The sequence below is a fragment of the Micromonospora sp. KLBMP9576 genome (genome assembly GCF_050941805.1).
Lineage (GTDB): Bacteria > Actinomycetota > Actinomycetes > Mycobacteriales > Micromonosporaceae > Micromonospora.
Window position 1 is genome coordinate 3,176,564 of sequence record NZ_CP194567.1, and the last position, 17,638, is coordinate 3,194,201.

The 17,638-nt window shown below is 72.1% G+C and carries 19 protein-coding genes; 5 read left to right on the top strand and 14 right to left on the bottom strand.

The features are described 5' to 3' along the window. Positions 1-71: 71 nt before the first annotated feature. The 9 genes from ACQ452_RS14200 to ACQ452_RS14240 all read right to left on the bottom strand — a co-directional run bounded on the left by ACQ452_RS14200 (position 72) and on the right by ACQ452_RS14240 (position 7,683). Positions 72-2,459 carry an ATP-binding cassette domain-containing protein gene (locus ACQ452_RS14200; protein ID WP_433393869.1) on the bottom strand — a complete coding sequence of 796 codons (2,388 nt, stop codon included), beginning with the start codon at positions 2,457-2,459 and terminating at the stop codon, positions 72-74. Positions 2,460-2,583: 124 nt separating this feature from the next. Beyond that, the gene (locus ACQ452_RS14205) at positions 2,584-3,006 is read right to left on the bottom strand and encodes a VOC family protein (RefSeq protein WP_433393871.1); all 423 of its coding nucleotides are present in this window, start codon (positions 3,004-3,006) and stop codon (positions 2,584-2,586) included. A gap of 5 nt (positions 3,007-3,011) precedes the next feature. Then, complete coding sequence (locus ACQ452_RS14210; protein WP_433393873.1) at positions 3,012-3,461, bottom strand: helix-turn-helix transcriptional regulator; 450 nt, start codon at positions 3,459-3,461, stop codon at positions 3,012-3,014. A 134-nt stretch (positions 3,462-3,595) separates the two neighbouring features. After that, entirely contained in the window at positions 3,596-4,219 is a 624-nt protein-coding gene (locus tag ACQ452_RS14215; RefSeq protein WP_433393875.1) for a GNAT family N-acetyltransferase, read from the bottom strand. Between the two features lie 35 nt (positions 4,220-4,254). Next, on the bottom strand, positions 4,255-4,983 hold the full coding sequence (locus ACQ452_RS14220; RefSeq protein ID WP_433393876.1) for an SDR family oxidoreductase: 729 nt from the start codon (positions 4,981-4,983) through the stop codon (positions 4,255-4,257). 57 nt (positions 4,984-5,040) lie between these two features. After that, positions 5,041-5,838 carry an ABC transporter permease gene (locus ACQ452_RS14225; RefSeq protein WP_433393878.1) on the bottom strand — a complete coding sequence of 266 codons (798 nt, stop codon included), beginning with the start codon at positions 5,836-5,838 and terminating at the stop codon, positions 5,041-5,043. Beyond that, complete coding sequence (locus ACQ452_RS14230) at positions 5,835-6,752, bottom strand: ABC transporter ATP-binding protein (protein ID WP_433393880.1); 918 nt, start codon at positions 6,750-6,752, stop codon at positions 5,835-5,837. Before ACQ452_RS14230 ends, ACQ452_RS14225 begins: the two co-directional genes overlap by 4 nt. Then, positions 6,749-7,102: a hypothetical protein gene (locus ACQ452_RS14235; protein WP_433393882.1), complete on the bottom strand. Its 354-nt coding sequence runs from the start codon at positions 7,100-7,102 to the stop codon at positions 6,749-6,751. The genes ACQ452_RS14230 and ACQ452_RS14235 overlap by 4 nt, the downstream gene beginning before the upstream one ends. Then, positions 7,102-7,683, bottom strand: coding sequence for a helix-turn-helix domain-containing protein (locus ACQ452_RS14240; RefSeq protein ID WP_433393884.1), 582 nt, complete (start codon positions 7,681-7,683; stop codon positions 7,102-7,104). Before ACQ452_RS14240 ends, ACQ452_RS14235 begins: the two co-directional genes overlap by 1 nt. Positions 7,684-7,779: 96 nt before the next feature. On the opposite strand from ACQ452_RS14240, the gene ACQ452_RS14245 reads away from it, so the two are divergent. Together ACQ452_RS14245 and ACQ452_RS14250 are read left to right on the top strand one after the other, a co-directional pair. Beyond that, positions 7,780-8,241 (top strand): peroxiredoxin, encoded by a 462-nt coding sequence (locus ACQ452_RS14245; RefSeq protein ID WP_433393886.1) that lies wholly within the window; start codon positions 7,780-7,782, stop codon positions 8,239-8,241. Between the two features lie 69 nt (positions 8,242-8,310). Then, positions 8,311-9,003, top strand: coding sequence for a hypothetical protein (locus tag ACQ452_RS14250; protein ID WP_433393887.1), 693 nt, complete (start codon positions 8,311-8,313; stop codon positions 9,001-9,003). Positions 9,004-9,152: 149 nt separating this feature from the next. Here ACQ452_RS14250 and cydB read toward each other — a convergent pair whose 3' ends face one another. Next, a complete protein-coding gene (gene cydB / locus ACQ452_RS14255; protein WP_433393889.1) occupies positions 9,153-10,151 on the bottom strand; it encodes a cytochrome d ubiquinol oxidase subunit II in 999 nt (332 codons plus the stop codon). A gap of 15 nt (positions 10,152-10,166) precedes the next feature. Beyond that, on the bottom strand, positions 10,167-11,582 hold the full coding sequence (locus ACQ452_RS14260; protein WP_433393891.1) for a cytochrome ubiquinol oxidase subunit I: 1,416 nt from the start codon (positions 11,580-11,582) through the stop codon (positions 10,167-10,169). A gap of 188 nt (positions 11,583-11,770) precedes the next feature. On the opposite strand from ACQ452_RS14260, the gene ACQ452_RS14265 reads away from it, so the two are divergent. Then, positions 11,771-12,544 (top strand): lysophospholipid acyltransferase family protein, encoded by a 774-nt coding sequence (locus tag ACQ452_RS14265; protein WP_433393892.1) that lies wholly within the window; start codon positions 11,771-11,773, stop codon positions 12,542-12,544. A 49-nt stretch (positions 12,545-12,593) separates the two neighbouring features. Here ACQ452_RS14265 and ACQ452_RS14270 read toward each other — a convergent pair whose 3' ends face one another. The 3 genes from ACQ452_RS14270 to ACQ452_RS14280 are packed head-to-tail and all read right to left on the bottom strand — an operon-like array spanning position 12,594 to position 15,327. Then, on the bottom strand, positions 12,594-12,983 hold the full coding sequence (locus ACQ452_RS14270) for a hypothetical protein (protein WP_433393894.1): 390 nt from the start codon (positions 12,981-12,983) through the stop codon (positions 12,594-12,596). Continuing rightward, positions 12,973-14,649, bottom strand: coding sequence for a hypothetical protein (locus tag ACQ452_RS14275; RefSeq protein WP_433393896.1), 1,677 nt, complete (start codon positions 14,647-14,649; stop codon positions 12,973-12,975). The genes ACQ452_RS14270 and ACQ452_RS14275 overlap by 11 nt, the downstream gene beginning before the upstream one ends. A 3-nt stretch (positions 14,650-14,652) precedes the next feature. Then, positions 14,653-15,327, bottom strand: a complete 675-nt coding sequence (locus tag ACQ452_RS14280) for a hypothetical protein (RefSeq protein ID WP_433393898.1) — start codon at positions 15,325-15,327, stop codon at positions 14,653-14,655. A gap of 139 nt (positions 15,328-15,466) precedes the next feature. On the opposite strand from ACQ452_RS14280, the gene ACQ452_RS14285 reads away from it, so the two are divergent. Next, positions 15,467-16,228: a glycerophosphodiester phosphodiesterase family protein gene (locus tag ACQ452_RS14285; RefSeq protein ID WP_433393899.1), complete on the top strand. Its 762-nt coding sequence runs from the start codon at positions 15,467-15,469 to the stop codon at positions 16,226-16,228. A 19-nt stretch (positions 16,229-16,247) separates the two neighbouring features. Further along, positions 16,248-17,636 (top strand): MFS transporter, encoded by a 1,389-nt coding sequence (locus ACQ452_RS14290; protein ID WP_433393901.1) that lies wholly within the window; start codon positions 16,248-16,250, stop codon positions 17,634-17,636. The last annotated feature ends 2 nt before the right edge of the window (positions 17,637-17,638 follow it).

The window sequence follows — 17,638 nt, forward strand, 5'->3', positions numbered from 1 at the left end:
CGTCGGCGGGGAGGTAGCGGCATGGCGGGTACGCCGCGTCCGTTGACGGCGCGTGCGGCGGGTGGGTGGCGTCAGGTGCCGACATACGCGGCGAGGTGTCGGCCGGTGCGGGTGTGGCGGCCGGCGACGAGGTCTGCGGGGGTGCCTTCGTAGACGATCCGGCCGCCGTCGTGCCCGGCGCCGGGGCCGAGGTCGATGATCCAGTCGGCGTGCGCCATGACGGCCTGGTGGTGTTCGACGACGATGACGGACTTGCCGGCGTCGACGAGTCGGTCGAGCAGGCCGAGTAGTTGTTCGACGTCGGCGAGGTGCAGGCCGGTGGTCGGCTCGTCGAGGATGTAGGTGCCGCCCTTGTCGCCGAGGTGGGTGGCGAGTTTGAGGCGTTGCCGTTCGCCGCCGGACAGGGTGGTGAGTGGTTGGCCGAGGGTGAGGTAGCCGAGGCCGACGTCGGCGAGTCGCCGCAGGACGGTGTGGGCGGCCGGGGTACGGGCGTCGCCGGTGCCGAAGAACTGTTCGGCTTCGGTCACCGACATGGCGAGCACCTCGCTGATGTTGCGGCCGGCGAGGTGGTGTTCGAGCACGGTCGCCTGGAACCGTTTTCCTTCGCACTGCTCGCAGGTGGTGGTGATGCCGGCCATCATGCCGAGGTCGGTGTAGGTGACGCCGGTGCCGTTGCAGGTGGGGCAGGCTCCTTCGGAGTTGGCGCTGAAGAGTGCGGGTTTGACGCCGTTGGCCTTGGCGAAGGCTTTGCGGATCGGGTCGAGCAGCCCGGTGTAGGTGGCGGGGTTGCTTCGGCGTGAGCCGCGGATCGCGCCCTGGTCGATCGACACGACGTCGGCTGTGGTGGGGATCGAGGCGTGTACGAGTGAGCTCTTGCCGGAGCCGGCGACGCCGGTGACGACGACGAGGACCCCGAGGGGGATGTCGACGTCGACGTCGCGCAGGTTGTGTGTGTTCGCGCCGCGGATCTTGAGGGCGCCGGTGGGTGTGCGGACGGTCTTCTTGAGGGTGGCGCGGTCGTCGAGGTGGCGGCCGGTGAGGGTGTCGCTGGCGCGTAGTCCCTCGACGGTGCCTTCGAAGCAGATGGTGCCGCCGGCGGTGCCGGCGCCGGGGCCGAGGTCGACGATGTGGTCGGCGATGGCGATGGTCTCGGGTTTGTGTTCGACGACCAGGACGGTGTTGCCCTTGTCGCGTAGGCGCAGCAGCAGTTCGTTCATGCGTTGGATGTCGTGTGGGTGCAGGCCGATGGTGGGTTCGTCGAAGACGTAGGTGACGTCGGTGAGTGATGATCCGAGGTGGCGGATCATCTTGGTGCGTTGGGCTTCGCCGCCGGAGAGGGTGCCGGAGGGGCGGTCGAGGCTGAGGTAGCCGAGGCCGATCTCGACGAACGAGTCGAGGGTCTCCCCCAGTGCTGTCAGCAGTGGTGCGACGGTGGGTTCGTGCAGGTCGCGGACCCAGGTTGCCAGGTCGTTGATCTGCATGGCGCAGGCGTCGGCGATGCTGGTGCCGTTGATGGTGGAGGATCGGGCGGCGTCGTTGAGTCGGGTGCCGGCGCAGTCGGGGCAGGTCGTGAAGGTCACCGCGCGGTCGACGAAGGCGCGGATGTGGGGTTGCATCGCTTCCCGGTCCTTGGCCAGGAACGATTTTTGGATCTTGGGGATGAGGCCCTCGTAGGTGAGGTTGACGTTGTCGACCTTGATCTTGGTGGGTTCCTTGTGGAGCAGGTCGTGCAGTTCCCGCTTCGTGAAGTCGCGGATCGGCTTGTCGGCGTCGAGGAACCCGCAGCCGGCGAAGATGCGGCCGTACCATCCGTCGGTGCTGTAGCCGGGAACGGTGAGCGCGCCCTCGTTGAGGGACCTGCTGTCGTCGTAGAGCGCGGCGAGGTCGAAGTCGGTGACCCGGCCCATGCCCTCGCAGCGTGGGCACATGCCGCCGATGACGGAGAAGCTCTGGCGTACGGCCTGCTGGGTGCCGCGTTCGACGGTGACGGCTCCGGCGCCGTGGGCGGAGGCGACGTTGAAGGAGTATGCCTGGGGTGAACCGATGTGGGGTTGTCCGAGCCGGCTGAACAGGATGCGCAGCATCGCGTTGGCGTCGGTGACGGTGCCGACGGTGGAGCGGGCGTGCGCGCCCATCCGTTCCTGGTCGACGATGATCGCGGTCGTCAGCCCGTCGAGGAGGTCGACGTCGGGGCGGGCGAGGGTCGGCATGAAGCCCTGGACGAAGGCGCTGTAGGTCTCGTTGATCATCCGCTGTGACTCGGCGGCGATCGTGGCGAAGACCAGTGAGCTCTTGCCGGAGCCGGAGACGCCGGTGAACACGGTGAGGCGGCGTTTGGGCAGCTCGACGCTGACGTTCCTGAGGTTGTTCTCGCGTGCGCCCTGCACGCGGATGAGGTCGTGGCTGTCGGCGAGGTGCGGCGCGGGCGGCTGCGGGTGTGGTCTCGTGGCCGTGCTCATCATGTCTCCATCTGTCGGGCTGCCTTCGCCGTTGCCTCGGCGCGGGATGCGGTCTTCCCGCTTCGTCGAACCGTCGACGGCACCGGGCGTGGTGCCGTCGACGGTGTCGAGGTGCGGGGGCCGGTCAGTGGGCGGCGGGGCGCAGTTCCTGGATGCGGATCATGTTGCCGGCGGGGTCGCGGAAGGCGCAGTCGCGGACCCCGTACGGCTGGTCGGTCGGTTCCTGCACGACCTCGGCGCTGCTGGCCTGCAGCTTCGCGAAGGTGTCGTCGAGGTCGGCGGTGGCGAGGTTGACGCCGAAGTAGCTGCCCTTGGCCATCAGTTCGGAGATGGTGCGGCGCTCGTCGTCGGTGAGGCCGGGGGTGGCGGCCGGCGGGTGCAGGACGAGGGCGGTGTCGGGCTGGCCGGCGGGGCCGACGGTGATCCAGCGCATGCCCTCGTATCCGACGTCGTTGCGGACCTCGAAGCCGAGGATGTCGCGGTAGAAGGCCAGGGACGCGTCGGGGTCGGTGTGCGGTAGGAAGCTGGAGTGAATGGTGATGTTCATGGTGGTCACGCTAGGTGTGGCGCGACGGCGGGCGCTTCTCGATTCCTGATCGGCCTGGTGACCTGCTTCGCCACGCAGGACGGCATTCCCGCGGTGGCTTGCGTTTCCCGGCGCCGGTAGACGCTGGGTGGCACGCCGACGAGTTCGGTGAAGCGGGTGCTGAAGGTGCCCAGCGACGAGCAGCCGACGGCGAAGCAGACGTCCGTGACGCTGAGGTCGCCGCGGCGCAGCAGCGCCATGGCGCGTTCGATGCGTCGGGTCATCAGGTAGCTGTAGGGCGACTCGCCGTAGGCGGCCCGGAACTGGCGGCTGAGGTGCCCGGCCGACATGTGTGCGCTGCGGGCGAGGGCCTCGACGTCGAGGGGTTGGGCGTACTCGCGGTCGATGCGGTCGCGCACGCGCCGCAGGCGCGCGAGGTCGCGCAGGTGTTGCGCTTCGGCGGGTGGGCTGCTCACCCGCGTGATCGTACGTCGCGGCGGGCCGGGGGTCGGGGACTTCACGGCGTGCCGAGTGCGCGGTGCAGGCGTCGGGCGAGCCCGCTCTGGTCGAGAGCAGGAGGATCCGAGATACCGGTACGTCTGCACTGCGCTCACGTCCGTGGACGTCGGCGGTGTCCCGGCTGCGGGACCGGATCACCGGTCGGTGGGTCGGTGGCGAGGCGCGCGTGCAGGTGCATGTCGTGCCACCCGTCGGCGTGCCAGCCTTCGCCGCGTTTGGTGCCCTCGGCGGTGAAGGCGGCGCGTTGCGCCACCCGGCAGGACGCGGGGTTGGCCGTGGAGTGGGCCAGTTCGATCCGGTGCAGCCCGAGGGTGGTGAAGCACCAGGTGGCCAGTGCCGTCAGTGCCCGTGGTGCGATGCGCCGGCCGCGAGCGGTGGGCAGCACCCAGTAGGAGACTTCGGCCAGGGCGTCGGCGAGGGCGAGGCGGCGCAGGCTGATCTGGCCGAGCACGCCCGAGTCGTCGACGATCGCCCAGCCCGCGCCGGTTTCGTGCTGCCACCGCCGGGGCCAGGTGTGGATCCAGTCGCGTGCCTCGTCGTCGGTCATGCTCCGGCAGTGCCAGCGCCGGATCGCCGGGTCGGCGTACCCGGTGAGCACCGCCGCCCGGTCGCCGGGTCGCCACGGTCGTAGTCGCAGCTCGCCCGCCGGGAGGTCGGGTTGTGGCAGGCGTGCCATGGTGCCGGGCGCGAGGGCGGGTGGGGTGGTCCGCGGCATGCCGTGATTGTCGCCGACGCGGTCGGTGGGCGGTGTCAGAGGCCACCGGCGACGCGCAGGACGGTGCCGGTGGTGTAGGTGGCGTCCGGGCTGAGCAGCCAGGCGATGGCGGCGGCGACCTCGTCGGGTTCGCCGGGGCGGCCCAGCGGGACGCGGGCGGCGGCGCGGTCGGGCCGGTCGGGTTGGCCGGACAGGGCGTGGATGTCGGTGCGGATGATGCCGGGGGCGACGGCGTTGACGCGGATGCCGCGGGGGGCGAGTTCCTTGGCGAGGCCGATGGTCAGGGCGTCGGTGGCGGCCTTCACGGCGGCGTAGTGGACGTACTCCCCCGGGCTGCCGAGGGTGGCGGCGGCGGAGGAGACGTTGACGATGGCGGCGCTGTCGCCCATGCGTCGGGCGGCCTGCTGGGCGCAGAGGACGTAGCCGATGAGGTTGACGTCGACGACGTCGCGCAGGTCGGTGGGGTCGAGGTCGACGAACGCGCCGATGGGGCTGGTGATGCCGGCGTTGTTGACCAGGCCGGTGAGGGGGCCGAGGGCGGCGGCGGCGTCGAAGAGGGCGGTGACGTCGTCGGGGTCGCGGGTGTCGGCGGGCACGGCGAGGCCGCGTACGCCGGTGGTTTCGATGTCGGCGAGCACCGCGGTGGCGGCGGTGTGGTCGCGGCGGTAGCTGAACGCGACGTGGTGCCCGGCGTGGGCGAGGCGGCGGGCGGTGGCGGCGCCGATGCCGCGGCTGCCGCCGGTGATGACGGTGACCGGATTCAATGGGTTGCTCTTTTCTGCTGGTTGCGGGGCCGACGCTACCGGGTGGTGCGTCGTCGGTCAGGTGACGTCGCGTCGCATCGGCGCGAGGACGGCGGTGGCGCAGGCGAGAAGGGTGTACGTCAGCAGCAGCAGCGCCGCGGCGGCCGGCGGGAGGAGCCGGACGGGGGTGGTGCCGAGTTCCTGTGCCATGGCGTCGGTCAGGTAGGTGAAGCCGGTCAGGGCGGCGGTCGCGCCGCCGGGCAGGACGGGATAGAGCAGGTTCACGCCGGGGATCATCATGAGCAGCGTCTCGCCGAGGTAGAGGTAGCCGACCACCACGCACAGGGCGACGACCTGGTTGCGGATGAGCGCGCCCATTCCGACGCCGAGGAGCAGGTAGGTGGCCATGGCGACGCCGACGCGGGCGAGCAGCGCCAACACGGTGCCGGTGGGCAGGCCGAGTGACACGCCCTGTGCGGCGGTGACGGCGTAGAGCGCGGCGGCGGACGTGCCGGCGAGCACCGTGCCGTAGGCCAGTGCGGCGGCGCCGTAGGCGACGAGTTTCGCGGCCAGTACGCGCCCTCGGCGGGGTGCGAACAGGAACGTGAGGGCGGCGGTGTGGTGGCGGTACTCGGTGGTGACGGCGGCGGTGCCGAGCGCGGCGGGGACGAGGGCGGTGAGGCCGAGGATGCCCAGCAGTGCGCGTACGCCGGTGTCGGTGTGCAGGCCGGGCAGGGGTGGGGTGAAGTTCTGTGGGCCGACGAGCGCCATGCTGGCGGTCAGGCCGCCGCCGAGCAGCGCGGCGGTGAGCAGGAGCGCGGCCGGGGTGCGGGTGGCCAGCAGTCTGCGGAACTCGGCGGTGATCAGCGGGGTCACGGGGTGGGTGCCTGTCCTGTGTGGGTGGGCTGGTCGGTGGTGAGGCGCAGGAAGAGTTGTTCGAGGCTGGTGTGTTCGGTGGTGAGTTCGTGGACCCGCAGTCGGTGTCGGGCGGCGACGTCGGCGACGGTGGGGGTGTCGAGTCCGTGCACGCGTAGGCGGTCGGGGCCTTCGTGTTCGACGTGGGTGTCGGCGAGGGCGGTGCGCAGCGCGTCGGCGTCGGGGGTGCGGACCACGACGACGGGGGGTCCGGTGAGCTGGGCCCAGGGCCCGGCGGCGACGAGTTCGCCGCGGCGGATGACGACGACGTGCTCGGCGAGGGTCTCGAGTTCGCTGAGCACGTGGCTGGAGACCAGGATGGTGCGTCCGTCGGTGGCGAGGTCGCGTAGCAGTTGCCGCAGCCAGGACATGCCTTCGGGGTCGAGGCCGTTGCTGGGTTCGTCGAGCAGCAGCACGCGGGGGTCGCCGAGCAGGGCGGTGGCGAGGTTGAGTCGTTGCCGCATTCCGGTGGAGAAGGTGCGGGTGCGCCGGTGGGCGGCCGGGGTGAGAGCGAGCCGGTCGAGCAGGTCGTCGACCCGGCGGTCCGGGTGCCCGCCCATCGCGGCGTAGACGCGCAGGTGGTCGCGGGCGGTGTGGCCGGGGTGGAAGGCGACGTTGTCGAGGACGGCGCCGACGGTGCGTGAGGGTCGGGGCAGGTGTCGGTAGGCCAGGCCACCGATGGTGGCGGTGCCGGCGGTGGGTGTCACCAGGCCGGTGAGGGCGCGCAGGGTGGTGGTCTTGCCGGCGCCGTTGGGTCCGAGGAATCCGGTGACGGTGCCGGGTTCGACGGTGAAGCTGAGGTCGTGGATGGCGGTGACGGTGCCGAAGCGTTTGCTCAGGTGGGACACCTCGACGGGGAGGCGTTCGCCGGTCACGGCCGGTTCCGGATTTCGTGCACGACGGCGGGTGCGGTGGGGTCGGACAGCAGGATCTCGTCGTAGCCGGTGGCTTTGCGCTCGACGACGAGGTGCAGGCCGGGTTGTCCGGCGCGGGCGGACACGAGTTGCCGGGGGCCGCCGAGGACACCCCAGACGCCGATCTTGACGAAGCCGGAGACGGCGAGGCCGCTGCGGGCGCCGCGGGCCAGGCGCAGTGGGTCGGCGACGGTCGTGGCGTCCCGGACGGCGCTCAGGGGCACATCGAGTTCCCCGCGTCTGGTCCACATCCGTTCGCCGGGGGTGAAACGGATGTGGAGGTGGGTGGGTGTCAGGGTGATGGCGGCCATCAGGTGGTTCCTTCCGTGCTGTCCGGGGTGGGGCCGGCGTGGGGTGCCTCGGCCGGCAGGAGGATGGTGGCGAGCAGCCGTGGGGTCCGGTCGGTGGTGGGCTGGTGCCGTACGAGCGGGAGCAGCAGCGCGCTGAGGTCCTGGGCGAGTTGGGCCAGTTCGGCGTCGCTGAGGTGCAGCACGAGCTGCTGGTAGCCGACGCCGTCGGCGGCGTAGTCGATGTGTTCGCGGTCGAGGTAGCGGGTGAATTCCGACAGCAGGCTCGACACGAAGGCGGTGAACCAGCGGGCGTGGTCCTCGGGTCCGGCGGCGGCGAGGGTGGTGGCGTCGGGTGTGATGCCGCCGCCGGGCAGCGTGTAGATCCGTTCGGTGGCGCCGCCGACCCTGCGTTCCTCGGCGATGTCGATCAGGCCGGCGCCGACGAGGGTGGTCAGGTGCCGGTAGAGGGTGGCCTGGGGGATGTCGGGCAGGGCGGCGGCGAGGTCGCGGGTGGTGCGGCGGGTTCCGGCGATCGCGCGCAGGATCCGGATCCGTACGGGATGCAGGGCCAGGTCGGCCCATCGGTGCGGCGAGGTGTCCACCACCCGACGTTATCATTCTCGATAATGGGAACGTCAGCGCGGCCTGGGATCGCATACGCTTCGGCACTTGCGGTGACGACGGCGGAGGTGCGCGAGATGGCTGGTGTGGCTGTAGGGGACGTGGTGCGGGACTTCGAACTGCCCGACGAGACGGGCACGCCGCGGCGGCTCTCGGATTTCCTGGCCGCCGGCCCGGTGGTGCTGTTCTTCTACCCGGCGGCGATGACGCGCGGGTGCACGGCGGAGAGCTGCCACTTCCGGGACCTGGCGGCGGAGTTCGCGGCGCTGGGCGCGACCCGGGTGGGGATCAGCCGGGATCCGGTGGCCAAGCAGGCGGAGTTCTCCCGGCAGCACGGGTTCGACTATCCGCTGCTGTCGGACGTCGACGGGGCGGTGGCCGATCAGTTCGGGGTGCGGCGGCGGTTGCCGCTGGGCGCCCTGAGCACGCGGCGGATGACGTTCGTGATCGGCCCCGACCGGCGGGTGATCGAGGTCGTCCACAGTGAGCTGAACATGAACGACCACGCGGACGCGGCGTTGCGGGCACTGGGGGGTTGATCTTCCGCTTGTCGTGGTGGACTGGTATCAAGGCAGCGTCTGAACAGGTGTACGAGGGAAGAGGTTGCGATGGGTGCCGCGGGCCAGGGTTTGTCCACTGACGAGGTGCAGAGCATCCGCGAGGCGCTGGCGGCGGGGCGCAAGCCGAAGGTGGTGTTCACCGCCTCGGCCGGCCAGATCGCCGGCCAGGTGGGTCAGGTGGTGGAGCTGACCGACCCGGCGGTCTCCGACGAGTTCGTGGTGGTCCGCTTCGGGCGTGACGAGCTGCCCTTCTCCCCCGCCGACGTGGCGGTGGCGCCGCGCGGCGCCGGGCGCAAGACGGCCGAGGCGCAGCCGGAGCCGCCGGCGCAGCCCGCGCCGGCGGAGCCGGAGTTCGTGCTGGACCGGGCGCGGGTGCCGGCGCCGCGCGAGCCGCAACGGGAGGAACCGAAGGTGGAGGCGGCGGAGCCGAAGCCGGCGCGGCGGCCGGTGAAGGCGGCCAAGCCGAAGGGCCCCTCGGGGCTGACGGTGACGCTGGCGTACGCCGACGGCGAATGGACCGTGGCGGCACAGCAGGGCAGCAAGTCGCTCGCGAAGCCGTACGTGGTGAAGCCGGCCGAGGCGCTGCGGATGGTGGCGCTGGTGGACGTGCCGGGGGTGCACGAGGCGGTGGAGCAGATCATGGCGGTGGAGCGGGCCGACGCGGAGCAGCAGGCAGAGAAGCTGCGCGCCGAGCTGGCCGAGATCGAGGCCCGGCTGGCGGAGTTGCGCGAGGCGGGCTGAGGCGTGGCGACGGCGGGGCGGGTGGCGCTGCCACCCGCCCCGCCGCGTGTCAGCGCGTGCGCCGCGGACTTGCCGGGTGCGTACCCCTCGGCGGGCTCTGGGATTCCGTCGCCGGGAGCTGACGGGCCCGGTGGCCGCCGGTGGGGAGGTCAGTGCTGCGGGATGTGGGCCACCCCGATGCGCTTGCGGAACACCCAGTACGTCCAGCCCTGGTAGGCCAGCACGATCGGGGTGAAGACCACCGCCACCCAGGTCATGATCTTCAGGGTGTAGGGGGTGGAGGCGGCGTTGGTGGCCGTCAGCGTCCCGGCCGCGTCGAGGGTGGAGGGCAGCACGTTCGGGAACAGCGCCGCGAAGAGCGTCGCCACGGCCAGCGCGATCGCCACCGCGGTGCCGGTGAACGCCCAGCCTTCGCGGCGTACCCGGGCGGCGGCCAGGCCACCGAGCAGGGCCAGGGCCGCGCCGACGGCGAACACGACGGCGGCCGTGCTGGAGCGGATCGTCAACGTCCAGCCCAGGAACGCCACCGCGAGCACGGCGGTGCCCACGCCCAGGCGCACCGCGAGCGCGCCGGCGCGCTCGCGTACCTCGCCGACGGTCTTCAGGGCGATGAACACGGCGCCGTGGGTGAGGAACAGCGCCGCGGTGGTCGCCCCGCCGAGCAGGGCGTACGGGTGCAGCAGGTCGATCAGGCCGCCGACGTACTCGTGTTCGGCGTCGAGCGGCACGCCGCACAGGATGTTGGCGAACGCGACGCCCCACAGCACCGCCGGCACCACCGAGCCCACGAAGATCGCCGTGTCCCAGCGACGCTTCCAGGACGCCTCCGGGCGCTTGTGGCGGTACTCGAAGGCGACGCCGCGGATGATCAGGGCCAGCAGGATCAGCAGCAGCGGCAGGTAGAAGCCGGAGAACAGGGTGGCGTACCACTCGGGGAACGCGGCGAACATGGCGCCGCCGGCGGTGATCAGCCACACCTCGTTGCCGTCCCAGACCGGCCCGATGGTGTTGATCAGGACGCGTCGTTCCTTGTCGTCACGGCCGAGTACGGGCAGCAGCATGCCGACGCCGAAGTCGAATCCCTCGAGGATGAAGTACCCGGTGAACAGGACCGCGACGAGCAGGAACCAGATGGTGGTGAGTTCCACGGTTGTCTCCGGTGCTCAGTAGGCGAACGCGAGCGGGCGCTCGGCGTCGTCGTGGGTGTCGTCGATCTCGGGGTTGTCGGTGACCTCCGGCACGCCGGCCTTGGCGTAGCGCAGCAGGAGTTTGACCTCGACCACCGCGAGCGCGGCGTAGATGAGGGTGAAGGCGGTGAACGAGGTGAGCACCTCCGCCATGGAGACGCTGCGGGACACGCCGTCGCGGGTGAGCATCTCGCCGAAGACGATCCACGGCTGGCGGCCCATCTCGGTGAAGATCCAGCCGAAGGAGTTCGCCGCGAGGGGCAACAGCGGCATGATCAGCGCGGCACGCAGCAGCCACCTGCTGGTGGGGGTGCGGCCCTTGCGCTGGCTCCAGAGCACCAGCAGGGCGATCGCGGCGGCGGCCACCCCGAAGGCGATCATGAAGCGGAAGCTCCAGTAGGTGACCGGGATGATCGGGGTGTAGCTGCCGGCGCCGTACTGGGCGGTGTACTGGGCCTGTACGTCGTTGATGCCGTGCACGGTGCCGTTCGGGTCGCCGGTGCTCAGCCAGGACAGCAGGTACGGGATCTTGAGGGCGAACACCTCGCGGGTGCCGTCGAGGCTGCCGATGGTGAGCACGGAGAACGAGGCGGGCGACTCGGTGGCGTAGAGGCCCTCGGCGGCGGCCATCTTCATCGGCTGCACCTGGGTCATGATCTTGCTCTGGATGTCGCCGGTGATGACGACGGCGGCGGTGGAGACCAGCGTGACCCAGGAGCCGAACTTCGCGGCGAACCGGTAGGCCGGGGTGTCGGCGGAGTCCCGGTTGCGGATCAGGTGCCAGACGGCGACGGAGACCAGCAGCGAGCCGGCCACCAGGAATGCGCCGGCGATGGTGTGCGGGAAGGTGATCAGGGCGACCTTGTTGGTCAGCACCGCCACGAAGTCGGTGAGTTCGGCCCGACCGCTGTCGGGGTTGATCCGGTAGCCGACCGGGTTCTGCATGAACGAGTTCGCCGCGAGGATGAAGTAGGCGCTGAGGTTGGTGCCGATGGCGGCGGCCCAGATGGCGGCCAGGTGCAGCCGCCTGGGCAGCCGGTCCCAACCGAAGATCCACAGGCCGATGAAGGTCGACTCCAGGAAGAACGCGACAAGCGCCTCGATGGCCAGGGGGGCGCCGAAGATGTCGCCGACGAAGCGGGAGTAGTCGCTCCAGTTCATGCCGAACTGGAATTCCTGCACGATGCCGGTCACCACGCCCATGGCGAAGTTGATCAGGAAGAGCTTGCCGTAGAACTTCGTGAGCTTCAGGTACTTCTCGTTGCCGGTGCGGTGCCACAGCGTCTGGAGGATCGCCACCAGCACGGACAGGCCGATGGTCAGCGGCACGAAGAGAAAGTGGTAGACGGTCGTGACACCGAACTGCCAGCGGGCGACGTCCAACGCGTCCACCAGTTACCCCCAGGATTTTTGCATACTACGAGACGTAGTAGATACTACTTCCCGTCGTAGAGAATCCGGCAGGGGCGGTGGTCCCGAAGAGGCCCGGGACCAATGACCCTGATCACCACTGCCGCCCGGCCCGCTCCCCCGCCCCCGCACCGCACGCGCGGGCCCGCCCGTGCGACCATTTCGCGCTGATGGACACCACCCGCCTGCCCTGGCGGCCACCGCTGATCTGGCGCGCCGCGCAACTGCTCGCCCGCGTCGTCGTCGCCCTCGTCGCCCGCCTGCGGGTCAGCGGCGACGTGCCCGAGGCGCTGCGGTGGGGCCCACTGATTCTGGCCGCCAACCACCTCAGCCCGTTCGACCCCGTGGTGCTCGCCGCCGCCTGCCACACCCGGGGCGTCGCCCCCCGCTTCATGGCCACCGGCGGGCTGTTCCGCACCCCCGTGCTCGGCGCCGCGATGCGCCGCGCCGGGCACCTGCGCGTCGAGCGGGGCACCGCCGCCGTCGGCCGCGCCCTGGACGAGGCCGCCGCGGCGGTCGCCGCCGGCTCGGTGGTCCTGGTCTACCCGGAGGGCCGCATCGGCCTGGACCCCGGCCTGTGGCCCGAACGCGGCAAGACCGGCACCGCCCGCCTCGCTCTGGCCTGCGGTGCGCCGGTGATCCCCGTGGCCCAGTGGGGCTCGCACGAGGTGGTGCCCTACCGCGCCCCGAAGGGACTGCTGCGCGCCATCGTGCGCGCCCTGTGGCGCCGCCCCGTGCTGCGCGTGCACTTCGGCGACCCCGTCGGCCTGGCAGACCTCGCCCCCGACACCCCCGGCGCCGCGCGCCGGGGCACCGCGCGGATCATCGACGCCGTCACCGACGCCCTGGTGCCGCTGCGCCCCGACGAACCCGACCGGCCCCGCCACGTCGACCCCGGCAGGCCCACCGACACCAGCCGCTCGCACCGCCGGGCGCCCGGCTGAACAGCCCGACACCCGCTGCGGCCCGGTGCGGCGGCGGCTGGACGCGCCGTCAGAGCGCCTGCGCCAGCCGCAGCAGCTCGCCGACCGCCGTGGCGACCGGCGCCACCGGAGCGGCCAACACGGCCATCCGCTCCAACAGCCCGGCGACCCGGGCCGGTTCGGCGTCCGGGCGGGTCAGCTCCGCCCGCAGCCGCGCGGCCGTGGCGCGCGCCGGTGGCGACAACTCGTCGCGGTGCCGGTCGAGCACCTCGACCAACTGCCGCACCAGCGCCGTGGCGTCGGCCCCGGCGGGCGCGGTGGCCCACAGGCTGCCACCGCTGGCGTACGCGCCGGGACCCACCGCCTGGTTGCCCACCTGGCTCACCCCACCGGACTGCTGGATGCCGTAGTTGTGCGAGGCCTCGGGCATGCTCGTCTCCCCCTGTGATTCAGTCGTCATCCGGTCGACGACTCCCTGGCGGCGTCGCGCCGCCCTGCTGCTCGGCCCGGGCCGCCGGACCGACCGCCTGGTTGCCGACCACGCTGAGGCCGCCGGTCTGGATGACGCCCTGGTTGAGGATCGTCGTCTGCCGGTTACGGAACTCGGCGGTGTCCACCCCACGCTCGTCGAGGAAATCCATGATCGCGGCCAGCACGTGCCGTTCGACGATCTTCAGGTGCTTGGCGGCGTCGAGCACCTGGAAGTAGTTGTGGTAGCTGGCACCGGAGGCGAGTTCCCGCACGCCGACGCGGGCGCCGTAGTCGTACCCCAGGTCCTCGCGGGCCTGTTGCCGCAGCCGCGCCTGGCGCCGGCCCCGGCCGGCGCTTCGCGCCAGGTCCCGCAGCAACCGCAACGGGGCGGCGAGCGCGGTGGGCAGCAACCGCTCGGTGGCGGTGGCCAGCACCTGCGCGAGCTGGCTCGCCGGCAACCACTCGGTCAGCCGGTCCACGTCGTGGTAATCCTGTCGGGGCGGCTCCAGCACCGTGCGGGCGCACTCCAGGTAGAGCAGTTGCCCGTCGGTGGAGAAGTGCAGGAACGTGGAGGCGACCACCTCCCCACCCCAGGACGGCACCTGGGCGCACAGGTAGTGCCGTGCCGCGCCCCGGGGGCGCGCGGCCACCTCACGCACCTCGTTGTCGGACCACCGCTGGCGGGGCATCCGCTCCCGGTCCGGCAGCAGCCGCGCGTCGTCGGTGAGGCGGTCACCGCAGACGAACACCCGGTCTTCGAGCAGCAGCCCGGCGAGCCGGCCCGGCCCGGGATCGCCGTCGAACCGGATCGCCGCCAGCCGCGCCCGGACGTGGTCGATGAGCTCCACGACGGTGAACGGCGTCGGGGCGGGCCCGTCGCCGCCGTGGGCGTGCGCCAGGATCGGCAGGGCGAACGACCACCCCGCCACGGGGGTGCCGTGCCCGACGAACGGCTCGTACCCGCCGTAGACGGTCACGTTGCCGCGCTGGGCGCGATCGACGTCGGCCAGGCGGTCGGCGTGGCGCGCCGACAGGGAGGCGACGTCGGGCGCAGCGGGCAGGAACCGGGCCCGGCGCAACCGGGTCACCAACAACCGCCGGGTGCCCAGCAGGTGCCCCACGAGCACCAGGTAGGCGGCCACGCCGGCCGGCAGCGCCAGCCACGGCCGGCCGATGGTCCAGTCGGGCAGGCCCGACCGCTCGTCACCCGACGCGGCCGCCCCGAGCTGGGAGACCAGCACGAGCGAGAGCCCCGCGATCGCGGTCATCGACAGGATCGACGCCGCCGGGTGGTGCCGACCCGGCCGCAGCGGGGCCAGCGAAGCAACCACCGCCATCGTGGCCGCGACCAGCACCGTCGCCAGCGGGGCGAGCAGCACCGCCACGCCGCCGGCCGCGACCAGCCCGACGTCGCGCAGCCGCCGCCGACGGCGGGCCGTCAGGCAGTGCCGCAGCACCGTGGCGAGGTCGAACCCCACTGACGGGGCGACCGCACGCAGGTCGTCGTCGAACACCTCGGCGAGCACCCGCCGGGTGAAGGTGTCGTCGGCGTGTGCCGCCGCGCACAGGTAGCGGGTGGCCTCGCCCCCGACGTCCGGGTGGGCCCGCCGCGCCGACGCGGCGTCGTGCGCGCCGGCCTCCTGCCGCAGCACCATCTCTCATCCCCCTCCGAGCCAGGTCGCCGCGACGTCCTCGCGGCGCGGTCCCGGCCGGCGTACCGATGCCCAGGCCAGCAGCGCGCCGAAGCCGAGACCACAGAACATCGCGCCGGTGAGCGTCTCCAGCACCGTCGCGGTCAGGTTGACCCCGCGTAGCCCGCCGCTGTCGGTGGCCATGTGCAGCACCACGGCACCCACCGCGGCCAGCACCGCGCCCGTCACGCTCGCGCCGATCACCCCGAGCACCCGGTACGCGCGCTGCGGCGCGAGCGACTGCGTGTCCAGCCGACGCAGCAGCGCCGCCGTGATCGCGACGAACAGCACGGTGCGGGCGTTCTCCGCGAGCCACCAGGCGAGAAGCTCGGACCGGACCGGTCGGAACTCCCACCTGGGCCAGGACGCCGCCAGCAGGAACACCTCGCCCAGCGCCCCCAGGAGGCCCGACGGGCCGGGACCGCGGGGCAACTCGTAGCGCCAGTCGGTGATCAGCCGGACGCTCCAGGGGTTGCCCGCCAGCAGGACCAGGCACAGCAGCAGCCGGACCTGCGGCAGGCGGCGCCCGCGTGCCCGGCCCGGTCCTGACAGCGTGAGGCGATCGGGCAGGGGGTCCAGCGGCCGGGCGGCCAGCGCGGGTGGCTCCTGGTCGCGTGCCGGCCCGGGAGGCGTCCACGGCATCACCGGGACAGTGTCGCGGCGCCGCGGCACGACATGATCGTCACTGTCGGGGATCCGGCAGTGACGCACCGATCCCCGGGTGTCGGCGCGGTTCGCCGGGTGGCCATCGCGGTGCCGCCGGGGCAGGCATACTCCCCGCGTGGTCCACGCCTACCTAGACGCCCCCGCACCGCTGGCGTTCGCTCACCGCGGCGGCGCCGCCGAGGGCGACGAGAACACCGCCGCGGCGTTCGCCCGCGCCATCGGGCTCGGCTACCGCTACGTCGAGACCGACGTGCACGCCACCGCCGACGGCGTCGCGGTGATCCTGCACGACGCCACGCTGACGCGGGTCACCGGCGAACCGGGGCGCATCGCGGACCTGCGCTGGGCCGACCTGCGGGCGGTACGCGTCGGTGGTGCCGCCGTGGTGCCCCGCCTCGACGAGGTCCTCGACGCCTGGCCGCAGGTGCGGTTCAACGTCGACGTCAAGGCCGACGGGGGCGTCGACGCGGCCGTGGCCGCCGTCGCGCGCGCCAAGGCCGGCGACCGGGTGCTGCTGGCCTCGTTCAGCGACGCCCGGCTGGCCCGGCTGCGCGCCGGCACGCGGGGGCTGGTCGCCACCGGCCTCGGCATGCGCGGGGTGGCCCGGTTGCGGATGGCCTCGCTGACCGGACGGGCGCTGCGGCTGCCCCCGTCGGTGGTCGCCGCGCAGGTGCCGGTGCGCTACGGGCGGGTGCCCGTGGTGGACCGCCGGTTCCTGCGTCACGCCCACCGTCTCGGCCTGCAGGTGCACGTCTGGACGATCGACGATCCCACCGAGATGCACGGGTTACTTGATCTTGGTGTGGATGGCATCATGACCGATCACGTCGGCCTGCTGCGCGACGTCTACCGCAGCCGCGGCCACTGGGCCGCCTGAACAGCCCAGAAGGACCCTGATGGCCGAGACCGTCACCCCCGCCGTCAACGACGCCCCCGTCCCGGCGAGCACCCGCCGCGAACGCAGCGGCTGGTACCTCTACGACTGGGCGATGTCCGCCTTCTCCACCACCGTCATCACGGTGTTCCTCGGCCCGTTCCTGACCACCGTCACCGAACTCGCCGCCGGCTGCGAACTCGGCGCCGACACCTGCGCCGGGTACGTGTACCCGCTGGGCGTCAAGGTCGCCGCCGGCTCCTACTTCCCCTACCTGGTGTCGCTGTCGGTGTTGCTCACCGTGTTCGTGCTCCCGGTCATCGGGGCGATCGCCGACCGGTCGGCGCACAAGAAGCGGCTGCTCGCCGTCGCCGCGTTCACCGGCGCCGCCGCCACCATCGGCATGCTCTTCGTCACCGGCGAGCGCTACCTGCTCGGCGGGGCGCTGTTCGTCATCGCCAACATCGCCTTCGGCGCCGGTGTGGTGGTCTACAACTCCTTCCTGCCACAGCTCGGCGGCCCCGACGAGCGCGACGGCATCTCCAGCCGCGGTTGGGCGCTGGGCTACCTGGGCGGCGGCGTGCTGCTGGGGCTCAACCTGGTCGCGGTCACCCTGTTCAGCGAGGAGGGCAACGCGCAGCGCACCCTCGACCTGGCCCGCTGGTCGATCGTGTCGGCCGGCGTGTGGTGGGCGGTGTTCACCCTGGTCCCGATGCGCTGGCTGCGCGAGCACCCCACCGCCACCGCGCTGCGCGGCGGCAACCCGATCAGCGGCGGCTTCCGGCAGCTCGGGCGCACCCTGCGCGAGATCAAGGCGTACCCGCTGACGCTGTTCTTCCTGCTCGCGTTCCTGGTCTACAACGACGGCATCCAGACCGTCATCGCCCTGGCCAGCCAGTACGGCACCGAGGAGCTCAAGCTCGGGCAGAGCACCCTGATCGTCACGATCCTGCTGGTGCAGTTCCTCGCCTTCGGCGGCGCGCTGCTGCTCGGTGCCCTCGCCAGGCGCATCGGCGCCTGGAAGACCGTGCTGATCAGTCTGGTCCTGTGGACCGGCGTGATCCTCGGCGCGTTCCGGCTGCCCGCCGAGGCGCCGGTGCCGTTCATGATCCTCGGCGCCGCCATCGGCCTGGTGCTCGGGGGCAGCCAGGCCCTGAGCCGGTCGCTGTTCAGCCAGCTCATCCCCGCCGGCAAGGAGGGCGAGTACTACGGCTTCTACGAGATCAGCGACAAGGGCACCAGCTGGCTCGGCCCGCTGGCCTTCGGCATCGTCTTCCAGCTCACCAACTCCTACCGGGTCGGCCTGGTCTCCCTGCTGATCTTCTTCGTCGTCGGGTTCCTGCTGCTGCTGGCCGTGCCGATCCGCCGGGCGATCGTCGCCGCCGGCAACACCCCGCCGCGGGTGTTGTGAGA

Bases quoted from the DNA above. Each gene is read 5' to 3' on its own strand.
- ACQ452_RS14200 (WP_433393869.1), bottom strand. From the start codon at position 2,459: ATGAGCACGGCCACGAGACCACACCCGCAGCCGCCCGCGCCGCACCTC.
- ACQ452_RS14205 (WP_433393871.1), bottom strand. From the start codon at position 3,006: ATGAACATCACCATTCACTCCAGCTTCCTACCGCACACCGACCCCGAC.
- ACQ452_RS14215 (WP_433393875.1), bottom strand. From the start codon at position 4,219: ATGCCGCGGACCACCCCACCCGCCCTCGCGCCCGGCACCATGGCACGC.
- ACQ452_RS14235 (WP_433393882.1), bottom strand. From the start codon at position 7,102: ATGGCCGCCATCACCCTGACACCCACCCACCTCCACATCCGTTTCACC.
- ACQ452_RS14245 (WP_433393886.1), top strand. From the start codon at position 7,780: ATGGCTGGTGTGGCTGTAGGGGACGTGGTGCGGGACTTCGAACTGCCC.
- ACQ452_RS14250 (WP_433393887.1), top strand. From the start codon at position 8,311: ATGGGTGCCGCGGGCCAGGGTTTGTCCACTGACGAGGTGCAGAGCATC.
- ACQ452_RS14265 (WP_433393892.1), top strand. From the start codon at position 11,771: ATGGACACCACCCGCCTGCCCTGGCGGCCACCGCTGATCTGGCGCGCC.
- ACQ452_RS14270 (WP_433393894.1), bottom strand. From the start codon at position 12,983: ATGACGACTGAATCACAGGGGGAGACGAGCATGCCCGAGGCCTCGCAC.
- ACQ452_RS14275 (WP_433393896.1), bottom strand. From the start codon at position 14,649: ATGGTGCTGCGGCAGGAGGCCGGCGCGCACGACGCCGCGTCGGCGCGG.
- ACQ452_RS14280 (WP_433393898.1), bottom strand. From the start codon at position 15,327: ATGCCGTGGACGCCTCCCGGGCCGGCACGCGACCAGGAGCCACCCGCG.
- ACQ452_RS14290 (WP_433393901.1), top strand. From the start codon at position 16,248: ATGGCCGAGACCGTCACCCCCGCCGTCAACGACGCCCCCGTCCCGGCG.